Source organism: Emticicia sp. GW821-FHT11C11, from assembly GCF_058808615.1.
This window is the reverse complement of sequence record NZ_JBXARV010000003.1, coordinates 775,844-791,084: the sequence shown is the minus strand read 5'-3', so window position 1 is coordinate 791,084 and position 15,241 is coordinate 775,844. Positions and strand designations below refer to the sequence as shown.

Sequence of the window (15,241 nt, the reverse complement as noted above, 5' to 3'; positions counted from 1 at the left end):
CTGTGTTTTCCGATTTTCATCATACATTTGTGTACGCTATCAAACTGAAACTTATTTAACCTAAAAATTTTGTCTTTATGCAACCGATTTTTCGCGAAATTACCATTTCCGCCTCTTTTTTGTACTTTTCCGTCTTCCTGATCCTATTCCTGCTCTACTTACTGTTATTCTTCACCAAGAAAAAAGCAATGCTGAGGGTTTTATCGTTTCCGATAAAAAGAATAAGCAATGCCAATTTCACCAAGCTGCTTGACAAATACTCGGCAGACGAAAACGAAGATTATAAAGGGATAATGATTATTGCCTACACCCTGCTGTACCTGTTCTTCGCTGCATTTATTCTTAAAATAATGTTTATCTTCTTTAAACAATTATTTATTGACAGCGCCGATATCAGCAGTACAGGAGCACCGAATCCGAATTTTGTACCGGGTGCCATGTATGAGCTGTTGTTACACATGGACCTCGCAGGTATCATCATCGGGTTTTTAGGTATACTTTTCGGAATCATCATTGCACTGATGGTTGATGGCGAAAACAGAAAAGAAAAAGAAGTGAGCTTTGCTTCTATCTACGATAAAAGCAATATCCTGCTTGAAAAGACAAATAACATAGTAAAGAATTTTACGGCGGTTCAGCCTAAATATACGCTTAGAGAAAGACTTGACTCACTCAAAAGTATTCTGGCGCTGTGCCTTGAAAACGAAGAAGACAGTGAGTTATACATCATGAGCTACTCGGCCGACCTTAATTACATGACCAGCCACAACCTGGAAGTAGTACTGAATTCTTTCGGCCAGGGTAGTACAGACATAACGAAACTCAGCCAGCTCGACTACCACAAACACTACAGAAAAATTGACAGACAAAATACGGAGATCAACGATCTGATAGAAAAACTGGTTACCCGATACAGACAAAAATCTGATTCGATACACTTTGCGGTTCTTAATACCAAAAAGGATGACATCGAGTTCAGCCAGTATGAAAACTACCTCACAAAAGGTTTGGAAAGAGCCGATATCATCTATTATGACCAGTTCGGTGAAGAAGCACTCAGCAACCGTAAAGTGAGCCTGAACGTTGAAGAAGGAAACGTTGTATACGCGTTTGCCAAAGCAAACAATTTAGGCATGAGCGACGACAAATCGATTGAAGAAAAACGCGAAGAACTGAAAGAATTCTTGTATGCCAATAACCTGAATCAGATTGATAAACTGATAGACTGGGGTTATCTGAGAGAAAACATGCTCGAGTTCGACAGCATTCCGTTCCAGTTTGTGCTTACCAAGTCTATCAACGGCACAACGCCTTCAAAGGCCTTAATCACGCTTACCAATATTGACGCCCTGGGCAAAAATGGTGGTATTTTCTCGTTCGAAACCAACGATGCCAAAACCATTGCCAACCTGGTTAATATTTTCAATGCTTACAGCAAAAGCCAGCAGTCGAGAGACAACGATGCCCGCGAGGTAAAAGAAAGAAGAGCGAAGTTCAGCAACCTGTTTAATGCTAATACAGTAAACAGAAACAATATAGCTACTATTCTTAAATATAAGTTTATTGATACTGACAACGACGATTTCTACCCGGGTGTTCCTAAAACAGACATCAAAACAGCCGTGGCTGTGAGAGAAGCGTTCTATGATAACCTCGGCATCATTCCGCTTCCGGTTTATATCGGTGTTGGTGAGAAATACAAAAACGTTAAAGAACTTATAAGAACCAGAAAACCGGGTGTTTATATAGCCATCGGTATATTCGGCAGTGATCAGAACCCGCCAACCGTTGCTGAGTACATCATCAACTCTGACAACTCGTTGCCGTTCGAACTGGTAAGAAAATCGACAAGACCTAAAAAGATTGAATACAAAGACGAAAGCGAAAGAAACATTTTCTATGCCAAGTTTGCCGACAAGTGGGTTGAGTATGAAGAAAAATGGGTGAACGATGATTGCGCAGACTACGCTATCGTAGCTAAATTGAACCTGGGTGACGATATCTCTATCTTCATTGCCGGTGGATTGAATCACTATGGTACCGAGAAAATCGGAGCGTATCTGAGAGACTCATGGGAAACCATTGCCGACGAAGTGGGCGATAAGGAATTCCTGTTCCTGTATGATATCCCTGAAAAACAATCAAGTGAGCCAATCACTTTAAGAGAGAAGAAAATCTGGTAATAAATATACCGGTCAATTCAGATACACCCTTTGTCTGTGTCCTCCCGTATGGGTGGTTCCCGGGCAAAGGGTTTTTCATTCAATAGCCAGTTTATTGCCCTACCTGATGCTGTTTCACCACCTTCTCCCCCGCCGGTTTACCCATTACTTTTTTACATTTTCCTCATATTGCGAATAAAGCCGCATTCTGCTTAAAAATTATTCTCTAAAGTTCATAATTGTTCCCGCCAGTGCGCAAATCAGACTTGTATTTCAATTGCTTACCCCTAATTTTGGATGAATTAAACTGCTTTTGATTATTAAACAGATTTGAAGTAAATGTGTCTAACGTTAACAATTGAACTTGCATAGGAAACCTTCCAAAAAATGAAATGAGGCAGGCATATCCTGCCGTAAATAATACAGGCACATGCCGGACAAACACAAAGACCGGCGCTCAGAAGTAAATACATTGGCACGACCGATCAGGCCAGAGTGTATTTCAGGATTTTTTACAAAACAAAGCCCTGCAAGGGCGGGCATATTGCTTTCTATGCAGCAGCACTCCTCAAGCCGGCTGCCACCAGCTAAGGCATATACCCACTTGTTTAACATGTTTCATATATGAATTTTGCTGAGAAAAAACACCATGAGAGTTCCCTGTCGTTATTATTCATTTCTTTTTTTACCGGATTCACAGCTTTCAATTATTATCTGATCTGGCAACAATGGCTCATGGCACGGCCCGGGCTGCATTTTATAGACCTCCGGCTGGCCATAGTGCTGTTTATTGTATGGTTTTTTCTGGGCTATTTTATTGGTGAACAAATGCTGCCCGAAATTACCAAAAGCCTGATGATGACCATCTTTGTATTACTGGAACTGACTACGGCCGTTTTTGCCATATTCAGCAAGTTTATTTTTTACAATTGGTTGCTTAAAGGAAGCTTCATTCAGGACCTGCCGACCGTTCAGCTTGTTCTGTTGCTTTTTCCGGTCATGATCCTGCCGTGTATAGTCATGAGTTCAACCAACTCGCTGCTGTCTCGGATATTCGACATACCGAAAACCCGTGGCGGCAACAGGCTGTATTTGTACTATTTTTCAGGTTCGGTATTCAGCTTTTTTGTATCATCAAAAATGCATAGGCATCTGATGGGATTCGAAAACGCTATTTACCTCGGTGCATTTTTGAATTTTTCGTGCGCGGCCATAGCTGCGGTTCATTACTATTTCACTCGTACCAAAAAAAAATAATGAAAACGGAGCTCTGTAAACGGCAGAACCATAAAATTTTAAGGTTATAGGTGCATATAAGCATGAACTTCCGCATAGGGGATAAAGCCACGCCCGTTTTATTCTATATATTTGCAGAGTCATGCTCCCACCTTAAAAGTCTCATCATGGGCAGGCAACACTGCTCATGGCTTCGCCCCGTAACTAGGTTTTAAAACCCGCTTACTAGGTCCATACAAACTTTGTTTGCTGTTAATAATTCTATTGAGTGCCTTAAAATTAATTCAGATTCAGACTTACCCTAAGAAAACATCAGATACCTGCGGGTACATATTCTGACAGTGTATCCGGACAGTTCTGTTTTGATTAACACAGACACAGCCGGTCTGAGTTAGTCACTGAATCCTGTAGCCTGAACTCAAATACAAAGCAATTTGCTGTACAAACGAAAGCTTCTTGATCAGCCGGTGGCTTCCTGCCATTGGCTGACTGAACGAAAGCTTTAGCGGAAAACGCCGTTTACCTGATGATAACCCCGGGTAAAAGGCGCCATTTGTACAGCAGAGCATCTTTTGCATTTTTTAAGAGGCAGATAACAAATTAAAATAGAATAGAATGTTAATAGGAACAAGGCTGAGGAAATTACGTGAATTACGGAACTACACCCAGGAATACGTAGCCAGAGAACTGAACATGACCGCTACCGGGTATGGAAAAATAGAGAGAGACGAGTCGGAAGTATCGTTTCAGAAGCTGAAGAAAATCTCCTCTATACTAGATGTAAAAGTAGAAGACATCATCAATTTCAGTGAGAACATGGTATTCAATGTAATCAGCGGCCAATCGGCTGCAAAGAGCAATAATGCATTGGCAGACACCGAAAAACGCCTGTATGAAAAAATAATTGAACAACTAAAAGAAGAAAACGCCTATCTGAAAACTATTATTGACAGGTTACAGGGGAAGTAGAAGAGGATAAACACAATGCACTGAAGCAATAATAATCTTATTAAGAACTGCCTTCTTTTCCACACTTTTTTAGTTTTTAATTTATAGCCTACTTGTTATCTTTATCTGGAGGTACATTTAGTAATCTTTTAAGTTGTTCATCAAAATTATTTGTTTGGGTTTTTGCCGTTGGTATTACATCGTCTTTCATCGTTATTTTGATGAGTTTATCAAAATCTGATTCATAATTATTGTCTTGTGCTATTCTGAATTTTTCATACTCTTGTTCAGCGAATGAAACAGCACTTTGATGCGAAATACTTCCGGCATCTTTTAATACATCATATTCGTTGAATTGCAGGAATGCATCTACACGATTAACCCAATCAGACATTTTCATTTCTTTTTTTCTTCTTGCTTGCGATTCAGCATATTCAAGAAGACCATTTACTACTCCGGTTAAATCTTTTAATTCTTTCTCTGTTAAATAGTTTTTGGCAATAACTGTATCAGATTTTTGAATTTTTCCACCTTTAGATTCATTCCTCCATGAAGTTAATCCCATATTAAGGACATTGGCATTTGCTCTTGACTTTACAATTTCTGCTGCTGTGTAGCCTGTTATTGCATAAGCTAATTTATTCTGAACGGTTGCAAAAAATGTCTTTGTAATTGGAGAATTTTTATCATAGTCAATACTACATTGTTGATAAATGTCAGTTATTTTTTGATAAAATCTTCTTTCAGAAGCTCTTATTTCTCGAATCCTCTCAAGTAATTCATCAAAATAATCCTTTCCGAAATAACTTTTTCCTTGTTTTAATCTTTCATCGTCTAAAATAAACCCTTTTATTAAATACTCCTTTAATATATTAGTTGCCCAAATTCTGAATTGAGTAGCTGAATAAGAATTAACCCTATAACCAACTGCTATAATAACATCTAAATTATAATACAGTATTTCTCTTTTAACTTGTCTTTTACCTTCCATTTGAACTTGTGCAATTTTTGCACAAGTTAGATTTTCATGCAACTCACCAGTTTCATATATATTTTTAATATGTTTCACTATTGAGGTTCTATCAGTTTGAAAAAGTTCAGAAATTTGGAGTTGACTTAGCCAAACTGTTTCTTCTCCTAAGATTACTTGTATCTTAATACTGCCATCTCCACTCACATAAAAAAGAAAATCGGAATAGTCCTCTTGAATATTCATTTTTATTTATCTATATAAATTACACTAAGTTAATCTCTTATCATTGCTTTTCAAAACAATGATAAACCTTACAACTATTTTACTTTAACAAAAACTTTAGTACTATGATTAACTCTTTGGTACTTAAATTCTTCTTTGATTTTACCTACGTTACTACATTAACTAATACTAAAAATACCCTCCATCTCCCCTTTCCTGCTTTTCTCATTCAATAATTGTTTACCGTACGCCCTTAGCCCCCTGCCCTCTGCAAAACAATTCACCTAAACTGCTCAATCAACTCCCGGCGGTAAGTAAGGCCTATTGGCAGCGACACATCATTCATAAACAGATCATTGCCGCTGATACGCGTTACACGTTTAATGGCCACCAGATACGATTTATGCACCCGCACAAACTCTGACGTCGGTAGCCGCTGGTCAAGCTCAGAAAGCGTCAGCGCGGTGAGATAAGTATGGGTATCGGTAAAAATCTTCACATAATTTCCCCAGCTCTGGGCATATTTTATTTCTTCCGTTTCAAGCCGCATCCAGTCGCCGTCTACCCGAATCACGATAGACGATTCAGTCTGGGCAGCCGGTGCCATACTATCGGCTTTATCAGGCAAGCCCAAACCAAAATGATAAAAGGCTTTATCTACCGCTTTCAGAAACCGTGTAAACAGAATCGGTTTCAGCAGATAATCAACCACATCGTAGCTGTAACTTTCAAGTGCGTAATCAGAATAGGCCGTGGTGAATATCACCAATGGCTTTTGTTTCAGAGTACTCAGCATTTCGAGGCCACTCATCTGCGGCATGTTGATATCCAGAAAAACCAGATCTACCTTGGTCTGATGCATCAGGTTGATGGCCTCCAGCGCATTTTCACAACTACCAATCAGCTCAAGCCTGTCAATCTGTGATACATAATGCTGCAGCACCAGATGTGCCCCGCGCTCGTCGTCAACAATAATACATCTTAAACTTTTCGGAGTTGTGGGCTCGGTCATTTGTGTTTTATTTTAATTGCAGGGTTAGCAGTGTCCGGTATTGACCTTCCGTTTCGCTCATCGTAAGGGTATAACGCCCGGCATAAAAAGCCTCCAGCCGTTTTTGGGTGTTGGGTATACCAACTCCGGTAGATACCAGTTTGGGTCTGCGTGCAGGAACAGAATTCAGTATGTCAAGCACCAGGGCGTGGTTAACAACACTGATACCGACAGAAACAAAACAGTTTTTAACCGTTCCGCTGCTGTGTTTAAAGGCGTTTTCTATCAACGGCAGCAAAAGCAGGGGCACTATCTGATAAGCCGCCAAAGACTCAACGGGCTTCGGATGCCGGTAATCAAGCGTGCACCGATGCCCTATGCGCTCTTTTTCCAGATTGATATAACTGCTCAGGTACTCAATTTCATGGCTTAGTTTTACCTGTTGCTTCGAAGCCGACTCTACCTGATACCGCATCAATTGCGACAACTGCATGATCATGTCCGGCATACGTACCGGTTCTTTGATACTGATGCCATACAGGTTATTGAGCGTGTTGAACAAAAAATGAGGGTTTAGCTGCGCCTGCAACAGTTTGGTTTGCGCCTCGCTGAGCTGTAATAACTGATTGCTACCCCTGATTTGCTGACGGTAGAAGTATTCGAGCAGAAAAATGGCCTCCATTGTAATCAGGCTCACAGAGGTAGTGGCTATATAGAGCAGGCCCATTTTTATCCAGTTCTGCGACTGATGAAATTCAGGATAAAACCAGAAATAATCGGCAACGAAGAGAAATATACCGCTCGAAACCAGCAGAACCACCGAAAAAAACAAAAACCGATTCAACTGTCCACGGGTAAAGAACGGAAACAGAAACACCCTGTAAAAAATAGCCAGCGTATACAGAATCAGAAAATGCAGAAAGCCTTCGGTGATTTCTTTGACCGACGAAAGGAAGTTCCAATGGCTGATAGACATCAGAATAAAAAAGCCCCAGAAGAAAATCAGTTCGCGTACCCAATCAATTTTACCCGTCTTTATATTGGTTTTCAGCATGTTTTTATCATTTCTACAAAAGAAAATAAATCAATTTTTTTATCAAAAAAGAAATGACAAACTCAGAATATCACCAAAAAAACGGTGTTCGTCATTCATATTTCGGCATAAAACATTTAACGCCTATATTGGCTTAAACTAATGAGTGAATTTTAATTCGTTTTTAAGTTTAAATCGTTTATATTTGTACTATTGACACTTATTAGATTCCTACACAGTGGAACAGGAGTGCAATCACATGAGTGTGACAAATATAAATGAAAAAGTTATTGACTACCTCGCGCAAGCTTAAAACTGTCATGTAAGTCAATCTAACCAATATAAAAACAAGAGGATGAAATGATTTTTCATCCGTCGTCAGTGTTTTTAAACCAAGCCATGAAAAAAAGATATGCCGGGCCTGCAGAGGCCCTCAAAGACGTTAGATTCTACATGAATCTTTCATACGCTTGTAGCAAAAAGCCCCTTCTTTTAGGGGCTTTTTTGTTGGGATTCATCACTCAATTGCCATTAAATCTTTGTCCATCTTTTATTATTTTTCGGTATATTTAATAGCATTATTAAGAACATTTGTTATATTTATAACGTTATATTCATCAAGGTATACTCCAAGTTAATTTGGGTTAAATTAATAGGGTATTTAATTTTAATACAGGACTTCCTCTTTTATTTTTATATTGGCTATAAACTTGGATATAATTGGTCATTTGAAAATACAGGTAATATTGATAAGGAAAGATTTAAACAATAGATATGCTGTGTAGTCTTATCATTTTGTAAGACTATAACTAATTTCTTGTAAGACTATAACTAATTTCCTTAATTTAGTAAATTGCAATTAACTTTAGACCGATACAACAAATTATAAACAAACTGATATTCAATAAGAATAATTAGTAATTTTGAATTATGGAAAAGAAACCACTTTATACCATAGGACACGGAAGCAGGAAAATTGACGAGTTCTTAAAAATACTGAAAGATTTCGGTATAGAATATCTTATTGATGTTCGATCTCAACCATACTCCAAATTTAGCCCACAATACAACCAAATAGACTTGAAATTCTATTTAGAGAGTAATGGAATTACTTATGTGTTTATGGGCGATAATATTGGTGGGCGACCAAAAGATACAAGTTGTTATGATAAAGAAGGAAAAGTTGATTATGAAATTGTAAAAACAAAAGACTTTTTTATTCAAGGCGTCAATAGATTAAAAACAGCATATGAGAAAGAAGTAAATGCTGTCATTATGTGTAGTGAAAGTAACCCTTGCGAATGTCATCGAAGTAAATTAATAGGTAGAGTATTACAGATCGACAAAATAATACTAAAACATATTGATGAGAAAGGCAAGTTAAAAGACCAAATAACGGTAATTAGTGAACTGAACAAGGGTAAATCTGAAATCAATTTATTCGGAGAAATTCAAAATGCAACATCAAGAAAAGCATATACATAACGATGGAATTTTATACAATTGGAGTTTATAATTCCACAGAAAAGGAGTTTTTTGATAAACTCATAAATAACCAAATAGATACATTCTGTGACATAAGACAACGAAGAGGGGTTCGTGGTGCGAAATATTCTTTTGTGAATAGTAACCGTCTACAAGAGAAACTAAATGATTTGGAAGTAAAATATGGTTATATCCCAGAATTAGCACCGACATCTGAAATCCGTGAGTTACAAAAAGAAGTTGACTTTGCAAAAGGAGAACTCAAAAGAGAAAGACAAGAATTAGGAAAAGTATTTGTTATTGAATATAAAAACAAAATCCTAAAAGATTTTGACTTTGAGCAATTCATTGAAAACCTAGAAAAAATTGGAGCAAATCGAATAATTCTTTTTTGTGTTGAGGAGCATCCAGAGGCTTGTCACAGGTCAATTGTAGCTGATAAACTTATGAATCGTTATAACTTTAAAATCACTCACCTGTAATGGAGGTATTAATCGTTTCAAAAACTCATATGTCAACTTTGGCTTGCGTAGGCGGTTTAGTACTTTCAGATAATCGCTATGTTAGAATATTAAATAAAGGAAACTATAATCAACCTCAAGATACAGATTTTGCTGTAGGACAAGTTTGGAATTTAGAATTTACTAATAGAACAGTTTTGCAACAGCCTCATATCGAAGATATTATCTTGACCTCTAAAAGATATTTGAGAACAATTGAGGATTTACCTTCATTTTTTATAGGAGCGAATACAATTGACTGGACCGATCATGTAGACAATTTATTTGATGGTTTCATTCATTGGACAAATTCTGGAACAGGTTATATACCATACAATCGAAGTATGCCGCCCAAAAGCGTTGGTTTTTGGATTTCTGATAAAGATTTAGTTAGAGTAACATTCGACAATAATAGTAAAACAAAATATAGATATCCTAATAGCACCAACTACCGAAATATTGCCTATGTTGGTTTTCAAGAAACTATATCAATTATTCCTGCTGGGACAATTTTAAGAGTTTCGTTATCTAGAATTTTTCCGCCCGAGAACTCCGAAATTAATGCACCAAGAGGATATTATTTACAATTATCAGGCTGGTACTTGTGATGATATAAGAAAAACGAATACATAACATCATTTTTGTGATAATAGAGCAATTGAGAATTTCCGCTCTAAAAAACATTTGTACATAAACTGACGTATTTCGATTTCTACATTTATAATAAGACAGCCCGATAAACATAAGGAACAAAATTAAAATAATATTCAGACTAAAACTAGAAAGTATTAAACTCAACGACATTCTGAGACTTAAGAATTTAGATAATGTTAAAATCAGACTTAAACTTTCAAATAGCTCTTTTATGCATTAACGAAATATCATAATAATCCAAGTTCACTTTTGATTGAGAACTTTTACAATGGGAAATAGTATTTCAACTAATCATAAAGAAAACGACTGGAACCATCCTGATAACAACCACTGGGACGACTATTAAAAGATTATGTACAAACAAGGCGATATTGTTCTGCTACCATTCCCTTATACTGACAACTTTGTGAATTCTAAAAAAAAGACCTGCAGTAATTATTCCCAAAACCTGAGCGAATATTCGTGGTTATATTGTCGCTAAAATCACATCGGTTATTCATAACTATAAGTTTAGTTTCCCTATATTTAACAGAGATATAGATTTTATTCCGTAAAAACCATGTGAAGGATAATAACGTTAAGCCATACCCTCATTAATCGTAAAATAGGCAAAATTAAGTGCGACGGACTTGAAAAATTATTAGCAATGATTGAAGATAATATTGCCTTGGAATAATAGAATCCAAATCATCCACTATGTTCCACTTCCGTAATTAAATCCTGAATAATGGCCGTGGTTGAGCGCCCGCTGAAACCATTCAGAGATTGCCCAGCCCATATACTTACAAAATGTGGGTTTTCCTGCGCTTTGGCTACTTTTCTCAGTTCAGCGGTCAGCTTGTTCTGATACGGATACGGCAGTATGAAATCTGTATGCTCTAGTGTTTCAATGAATGTGTTTTTGATACCCCGGGCGTATCGTCCCGTAAAGCTTCTGGTCAATACAATGCTGCTCTCCGTTGCCTTACGCAGCCTTTCTTTCTCGAAGTCTTGCAGGGCGCTTTCTTCCGATCCCAAAAAAATGCTGCCAATCTGAAACCCCTGCGCTCCGAGCGCCCTGGCCGCCAGCAAAGTGCGGGCATTGTAGATACCCCCGGCATAAATCAAGGGTACTTTCACAGCTTCATATACCTGTGCAAACAGCGGCATCCCTCCTATCAGCGGTATCGTGGCCCTGGCAAAGCTGCCTCTGTGGCCACCGGCTTCAATACCCTGTACGCAAATCAGGTCAATGCCCGATGCTTCCAGTATCAGCGCCTCTTCAACCGACGTGCAGGTACCAATTAGCAGGGTATTATTCGCTTTTAGCCGGGCAATGCTTGGCGCATCCAAATTGCCGAAAGTGAAACTCACAATCCTGCAGTTTTCGGCTATAATGGCATCAATCTGGTCGTGATAGTTGGTAAGCTTGATATTTTCAATGGCAGGTAATGACACATCCAACTGATATTGCTTAGCCAGTTGGTCAATAAAGAGTCTGGCTTTGTTATATTGCTCCCTCAGTACATCAGTTATGGCAGGTATTTCGTTCAGAAAAATATTAACCCCAAAGGGTTTGTCGGTAAGTTGTCGGGTTGATCTGATGGCCTCCACACATTTTTCAGCAGGCAAATCTCCCAGCGACAAAGCCCCCAAAGCTCCTGTTTTCAACGCTGCGGCCACCATTTGTGGTGTAGTGACACCCAACATTGGCGCCTGAATAATTGGATACTCAATGCCCAGCAACTGAGTAAGTTCGTTTGTCCACTTCATTATCCTGCCTTGTTTATTGTTGCACAATCAAATATACATAGGCAAGGGCAAACATCAAAGGATAATTACCTCTCGTACAGACGCAAATCTGCTCATTAGTAAAGCATTATAAAGATTCCGGTAGCTTACTTTTTGGCTACAATTTTTATAAGCAATTCAATGTCATCTGAAACTATTTGATCGGCTACAATATCATAAAATTTCCCTGAGTTGTAACGGATACCCCAATCTGTTCTATCAATGACTAGCTTACCATTCGCTTTTAAAATTCCGTCCACAATTTCCATTTTGGCAGGAAAAGTAACCGAACGTGTAACCCCTATAATGGTCAGGTTCCCCGTAACTTTTAAAGTCTTCCCACTGGCTGATGTAACCTTGGTAATTGCGATTGCGGCAGTGGGGAATTTTTCTACATCAAAATAATCGGGCGATTTTAAGTGTTTAATTGGGGTATTTTTATTTGTCTTGTCTTTATACTCCATTGAATTCATGTCTATTTCAGCAGTACCACCCACAAGCTGGCCTTTCTCTACCAGCAATTCACCTTTTGATAGATGGACATACCCCACATGCCCTTCCTCAGAATCCAGCAGCATTGACCCTTTCCATGTTATAACACTTTCTGTCGTGTCTATACTATATTTTTGTCCAGCGGATGCTGAGCTTGCCGATGCATTGTCGTTTGCCTCATTGTCAGATCCACCGCAACCGAATAACAAAGACGCACTCATTAAAACTAAGTAAGAGATTGATAGCTTGTTGTTCATAGTATAGAAATAATAAATGACAAATGATTTTAAACTCAGCAATACACATGAGTGCTGAGTTTAGAGTTTTTCAACATCCTTTACTTGGTATGACATAGATTACCTTGTCCGAAACAGATAAATTGAAGCCAAAATTTCCTGTAGGAGGAAGTACTAGTTGTTGCCATGTTTTGCCCATGTCTGATGACCGGAATATACCATTTACGCGACCACAGACTAAATACTTACCCATTTGTTTGATAGATAAAATATCTGATGAAGATTTTAGTAGGCCTACTTTTTTCATGAATAAACTACCCCGGGAAGGCTGAAGGTCTTCGCCTATGGTATTCCAGGTTTTCCCACCATCCATTGAAATGTGTATTGTGTTTGTTTGGGTATCTGTGTTATTTACTATGGCAGCGAATCCCCCATTAATACGTTCCACAGCGAGGCCAACACCCCCTTCATTAAGCACAAGATCCCAATTTTGACCATCATCGGTCGATCTTAATATTCCATCTTTGTAGGTAGCCATGAGTACACCGTTTGATTCTATCAATTTCATTGCCACGCCCCCGGTATGTACTTTTTCCCAGGTTTTTCCTTTGTTAGTTGATCTAAAAAGAATGTTGCTGGCATTGATGAAAACTGTGCCTCCGGCAGTTTCAAAAACGTTGGTTACTTGTCTCGCTTTATAATTCTTGTACATCCAATCTTTCGTTTGGTCTAAGCGTACGGCTTGCTCTTGAAAATCCGTGTACACGGGCGACCAATCACTCGTTCCGTTTATTTTTTGTATAAATTGACCCCTGAAATCATAGGCAAATATCCCATTCTTACCAGGGGTAATGTTACGTTGTTTACCAGGGAAAATCTCTTTTGTCCAAAATGAAGTTGTGGAATTTGGTTCAGTATGATAAACCCCATTGCCAGCACGTAAATAGAGTCCGTGGTCATTTGCAAATAAACCATCTCTCGACACACCCGCTCTCTGCAAATTTTCAGGCAGCCCTTTGCTAATGTCCTGCCAGGTTTGGCCGCCATCAGTAGATTTAAAAATGATGTTGGCAATCTCTGATGATTTCCCCTCTTTTATTATTTTCTTTTTTGCTTCCTTTTCTTTTACCACAAAAGAATTTAGTAGAAATAATACCAGGAAGATAGCCGGAATAAACACAAATAGTTTTTTCATTTTTTAAAAATTTAAAGTAAAATCCTATTAATTAGTAATTAGCGGAAAGCAGCAGATGGGGCTATCCCTATTATTGCTGACTCTCTTTACTTTTAAAATCCGTGATGGTCTTTCCTCCCGCCCTGAGCATTGCCGAAGGGTCATATCGATACACTCCGGATAAAGATCCAAACCAAATACTTCCATCGTTAGCTTCCAAAATCCCACAAAGCATTTTTTCGGTTAACATTATTTCGGTTACAGCGGGGGTTTTATTGTACAAAGACTTTGCATCATAACGGGAAAGTGCCCAGTTTCCATTGGGCTTTACTTCACCGGTAGTCCAGATGTTCCCTTTTTTATCTTCGATTATTGCAGAAGCACCCCTCTTCGCTACGTTTGTAAAGATACTGCCGTCATAGCGCCAAAGACCACCAATGTCACCGAACCAAATGCTTCCTTTTTTATCTTCGATTATTGACCAAACGTTTTTAAACGCTTTGCCATCTTTGTTTTTTAGAACGGTAAATGTTTTTCCATCATAAAAACAAGGCCCGTCCTCTGTGGCAAGCCATAATTTCCCGGTTCTGTCTTCGATAATATCCTTAATACCATTAGGGGGCAGTCCGTCTTTCGTTGTAAAACTTCGAAAGGATTTCCCATCTGCCCTTCTGGGATCGTAACGGCTTAGTCCACCTCCGAACCAAATATTACCGGCTTTATCTTCATGAATAGAAAAAACCAAATTATCGGCAAGTCCTTCCGCGGTTGTAAAATGTTGAAAGGATTTCCCCTTGTAACGATAAACTCCTGAATCTCTGGTAGCAAACCAAAGATTTCCTTTTCTATCTTCCAGAACATCCCAGAAGCTGGGAGAACTTATTTTACTCGTGAGGTTGGTAAACGATTTGCCATCGTATCGAAAAATACCTTTGAAGGAAGCAACCAAAATGTTTCCGTTTCTATCTTGCTTTATATTCCGAACCATACTATTGGGCACACCGGAAGTGGTGGTGTCTTTAGTTTCGGACTTGACATTATCTTTTGAGAGGTCTGTCTTGCTGTGCCCCCAGGAGGTGTACAAAACAACCATCAACAAAACACATAGCTGCAAAAGCTTAATCATTTCTCTTTTTGCTTTTAAGAATTTCAGTAAAGCTAAATGTTCTTATTCCGACATCTGTAAAAGGTCTGTAAAAAAAGGTTAATGATATGTAAAAATTGTAGGGACAGGCATCAAACAACTGAGAAAACAGCAATACCTCCCTATTTTTGGAATCTCAGTGCCGATAAAACTTCTTCGATTAATATCCACATAAGGTTGTACAAACAAATACCCACGGGCAAGGGCATACATCAAAGGTC

Annotated in this window: 14 protein-coding genes; 6 read left to right on the top strand and 8 right to left on the bottom strand. The window is 38.4% G+C overall.

Translation table 11 applies throughout. The features are described 5' to 3' along the window. The first annotated feature begins 77 nt into the window (after positions 1-77). Positions 78-2,183, top strand: coding sequence for a hypothetical protein (locus AC1RRY_RS18520; RefSeq protein ID WP_492821837.1), 2,106 nt, complete (start codon positions 78-80; stop codon positions 2,181-2,183). Positions 2,184-2,786: 603 nt separating this feature from the next. Further along, positions 2,787-3,419: a hypothetical protein gene (locus tag AC1RRY_RS18515; protein ID WP_492821839.1), complete on the top strand. Its 633-nt coding sequence runs from the start codon at positions 2,787-2,789 to the stop codon at positions 3,417-3,419. Between the two features lie 374 nt (positions 3,420-3,793). Here AC1RRY_RS18515 and AC1RRY_RS18510 read toward each other — a convergent pair whose 3' ends face one another. Next, entirely contained in the window at positions 3,794-3,976 is a 183-nt protein-coding gene (locus AC1RRY_RS18510) for a hypothetical protein (RefSeq protein WP_492821841.1), read from the bottom strand. A gap of 37 nt (positions 3,977-4,013) precedes the next feature. Here AC1RRY_RS18510 and AC1RRY_RS18505 point away from each other — a divergent pair, with 37 nt between their 5' ends. Further along, positions 4,014-4,367 (top strand): helix-turn-helix domain-containing protein, encoded by a 354-nt coding sequence (locus AC1RRY_RS18505; RefSeq protein WP_492821843.1) that lies wholly within the window; start codon positions 4,014-4,016, stop codon positions 4,365-4,367. Positions 4,368-4,455: 88 nt separating this feature from the next. Here AC1RRY_RS18505 and AC1RRY_RS18500 read toward each other — a convergent pair whose 3' ends face one another. The 3 genes from AC1RRY_RS18500 to AC1RRY_RS18490 form a co-directional block, all read right to left on the bottom strand. Then, positions 4,456-5,562 carry a virulence RhuM family protein gene (locus AC1RRY_RS18500; protein WP_492821845.1) on the bottom strand — a complete coding sequence of 369 codons (1,107 nt, stop codon included), beginning with the start codon at positions 5,560-5,562 and terminating at the stop codon, positions 4,456-4,458. Positions 5,563-5,821: 259 nt separating this feature from the next. Further along, positions 5,822-6,553 (bottom strand): LytR/AlgR family response regulator transcription factor, encoded by a 732-nt coding sequence (locus tag AC1RRY_RS18495; RefSeq protein ID WP_492821847.1) that lies wholly within the window; start codon positions 6,551-6,553, stop codon positions 5,822-5,824. A gap of 7 nt (positions 6,554-6,560) precedes the next feature. After that, positions 6,561-7,586, bottom strand: coding sequence for a sensor histidine kinase (locus AC1RRY_RS18490; RefSeq protein ID WP_492821849.1), 1,026 nt, complete (start codon positions 7,584-7,586; stop codon positions 6,561-6,563). 909 nt (positions 7,587-8,495) lie between these two features. Between AC1RRY_RS18490 and AC1RRY_RS18485 the strand changes: the two genes are divergently transcribed. The 3 genes from AC1RRY_RS18485 to AC1RRY_RS18475 are packed head-to-tail and all read left to right on the top strand — an operon-like array spanning position 8,496 to position 10,158. After that, positions 8,496-9,050, top strand: a complete 555-nt coding sequence (locus AC1RRY_RS18485; protein ID WP_492821851.1) for a DUF488 domain-containing protein — start codon at positions 8,496-8,498, stop codon at positions 9,048-9,050. A 2-nt stretch (positions 9,051-9,052) separates the two neighbouring features. Further along, the gene (locus AC1RRY_RS18480; RefSeq protein WP_492821853.1) at positions 9,053-9,532 is read left to right on the top strand and encodes a DUF488 family protein; all 480 of its coding nucleotides are present in this window, start codon (positions 9,053-9,055) and stop codon (positions 9,530-9,532) included. Further along, positions 9,532-10,158, top strand: a complete 627-nt coding sequence (locus AC1RRY_RS18475; protein WP_492821855.1) for a dual OB domain-containing protein — start codon at positions 9,532-9,534, stop codon at positions 10,156-10,158. Before AC1RRY_RS18480 ends, AC1RRY_RS18475 begins: the two co-directional genes overlap by 1 nt. A gap of 733 nt (positions 10,159-10,891) precedes the next feature. Here AC1RRY_RS18475 and AC1RRY_RS18470 read toward each other — a convergent pair. The 4 genes from AC1RRY_RS18470 to AC1RRY_RS18455 all read right to left on the bottom strand — a co-directional run bounded on the left by AC1RRY_RS18470 (position 10,892) and on the right by AC1RRY_RS18455 (position 15,002). Further along, positions 10,892-11,956 (bottom strand): NAD(P)H-dependent flavin oxidoreductase, encoded by a 1,065-nt coding sequence (locus AC1RRY_RS18470; RefSeq protein WP_492821857.1) that lies wholly within the window; start codon positions 11,954-11,956, stop codon positions 10,892-10,894. 125 nt (positions 11,957-12,081) lie between these two features. Next, entirely contained in the window at positions 12,082-12,723 is a 642-nt protein-coding gene (locus tag AC1RRY_RS18465; protein WP_492821859.1) for a YceI family protein, read from the bottom strand. Positions 12,724-12,793: 70 nt separating this feature from the next. Further along, a complete protein-coding gene (locus tag AC1RRY_RS18460; RefSeq protein ID WP_492821861.1) occupies positions 12,794-13,897 on the bottom strand; it encodes a WD40/YVTN/BNR-like repeat-containing protein in 1,104 nt (367 codons plus the stop codon). A 70-nt stretch (positions 13,898-13,967) separates the two neighbouring features. Then, positions 13,968-15,002: a ligand-binding sensor domain-containing protein gene (locus AC1RRY_RS18455; RefSeq protein WP_492821863.1), complete on the bottom strand. Its 1,035-nt coding sequence runs from the start codon at positions 15,000-15,002 to the stop codon at positions 13,968-13,970. Positions 15,003-15,241: the final 239 nt, after the last annotated feature.

Excerpts from the sequence above, each read along its gene's own strand:
- AC1RRY_RS18510 (WP_492821841.1), bottom strand. The coding sequence starts at position 3,976 with ATGCAAAAGATGCTCTGCTGTACAAATGGCGCCTTTTACCCGGGGTTA.
- AC1RRY_RS18480 (WP_492821853.1), top strand. The coding sequence starts at position 9,053 with ATGGAATTTTATACAATTGGAGTTTATAATTCCACAGAAAAGGAGTTT.
- AC1RRY_RS18490 (WP_492821849.1), bottom strand. The coding sequence starts at position 7,586 with ATGCTGAAAACCAATATAAAGACGGGTAAAATTGATTGGGTACGCGAA.
- AC1RRY_RS18455 (WP_492821863.1), bottom strand. The coding sequence starts at position 15,002 with ATGATTAAGCTTTTGCAGCTATGTGTTTTGTTGATGGTTGTTTTGTAC.
- AC1RRY_RS18475 (WP_492821855.1), top strand. The coding sequence starts at position 9,532 with ATGGAGGTATTAATCGTTTCAAAAACTCATATGTCAACTTTGGCTTGC.
- AC1RRY_RS18500 (WP_492821845.1), bottom strand. The coding sequence starts at position 5,562 with ATGAATATTCAAGAGGACTATTCCGATTTTCTTTTTTATGTGAGTGGA.
- AC1RRY_RS18495 (WP_492821847.1), bottom strand. The coding sequence starts at position 6,553 with ATGACCGAGCCCACAACTCCGAAAAGTTTAAGATGTATTATTGTTGAC.
- AC1RRY_RS18485 (WP_492821851.1), top strand. The coding sequence starts at position 8,496 with ATGGAAAAGAAACCACTTTATACCATAGGACACGGAAGCAGGAAAATT.
- AC1RRY_RS18470 (WP_492821857.1), bottom strand. The coding sequence starts at position 11,956 with ATGAAGTGGACAAACGAACTTACTCAGTTGCTGGGCATTGAGTATCCA.
- AC1RRY_RS18505 (WP_492821843.1), top strand. The coding sequence starts at position 4,014 with ATGTTAATAGGAACAAGGCTGAGGAAATTACGTGAATTACGGAACTAC.
- AC1RRY_RS18465 (WP_492821859.1), bottom strand. The coding sequence starts at position 12,723 with ATGAACAACAAGCTATCAATCTCTTACTTAGTTTTAATGAGTGCGTCT.
- AC1RRY_RS18460 (WP_492821861.1), bottom strand. The coding sequence starts at position 13,897 with ATGAAAAAACTATTTGTGTTTATTCCGGCTATCTTCCTGGTATTATTT.
- AC1RRY_RS18520 (WP_492821837.1), top strand. The coding sequence starts at position 78 with ATGCAACCGATTTTTCGCGAAATTACCATTTCCGCCTCTTTTTTGTAC.
- AC1RRY_RS18515 (WP_492821839.1), top strand. The coding sequence starts at position 2,787 with ATGAATTTTGCTGAGAAAAAACACCATGAGAGTTCCCTGTCGTTATTA.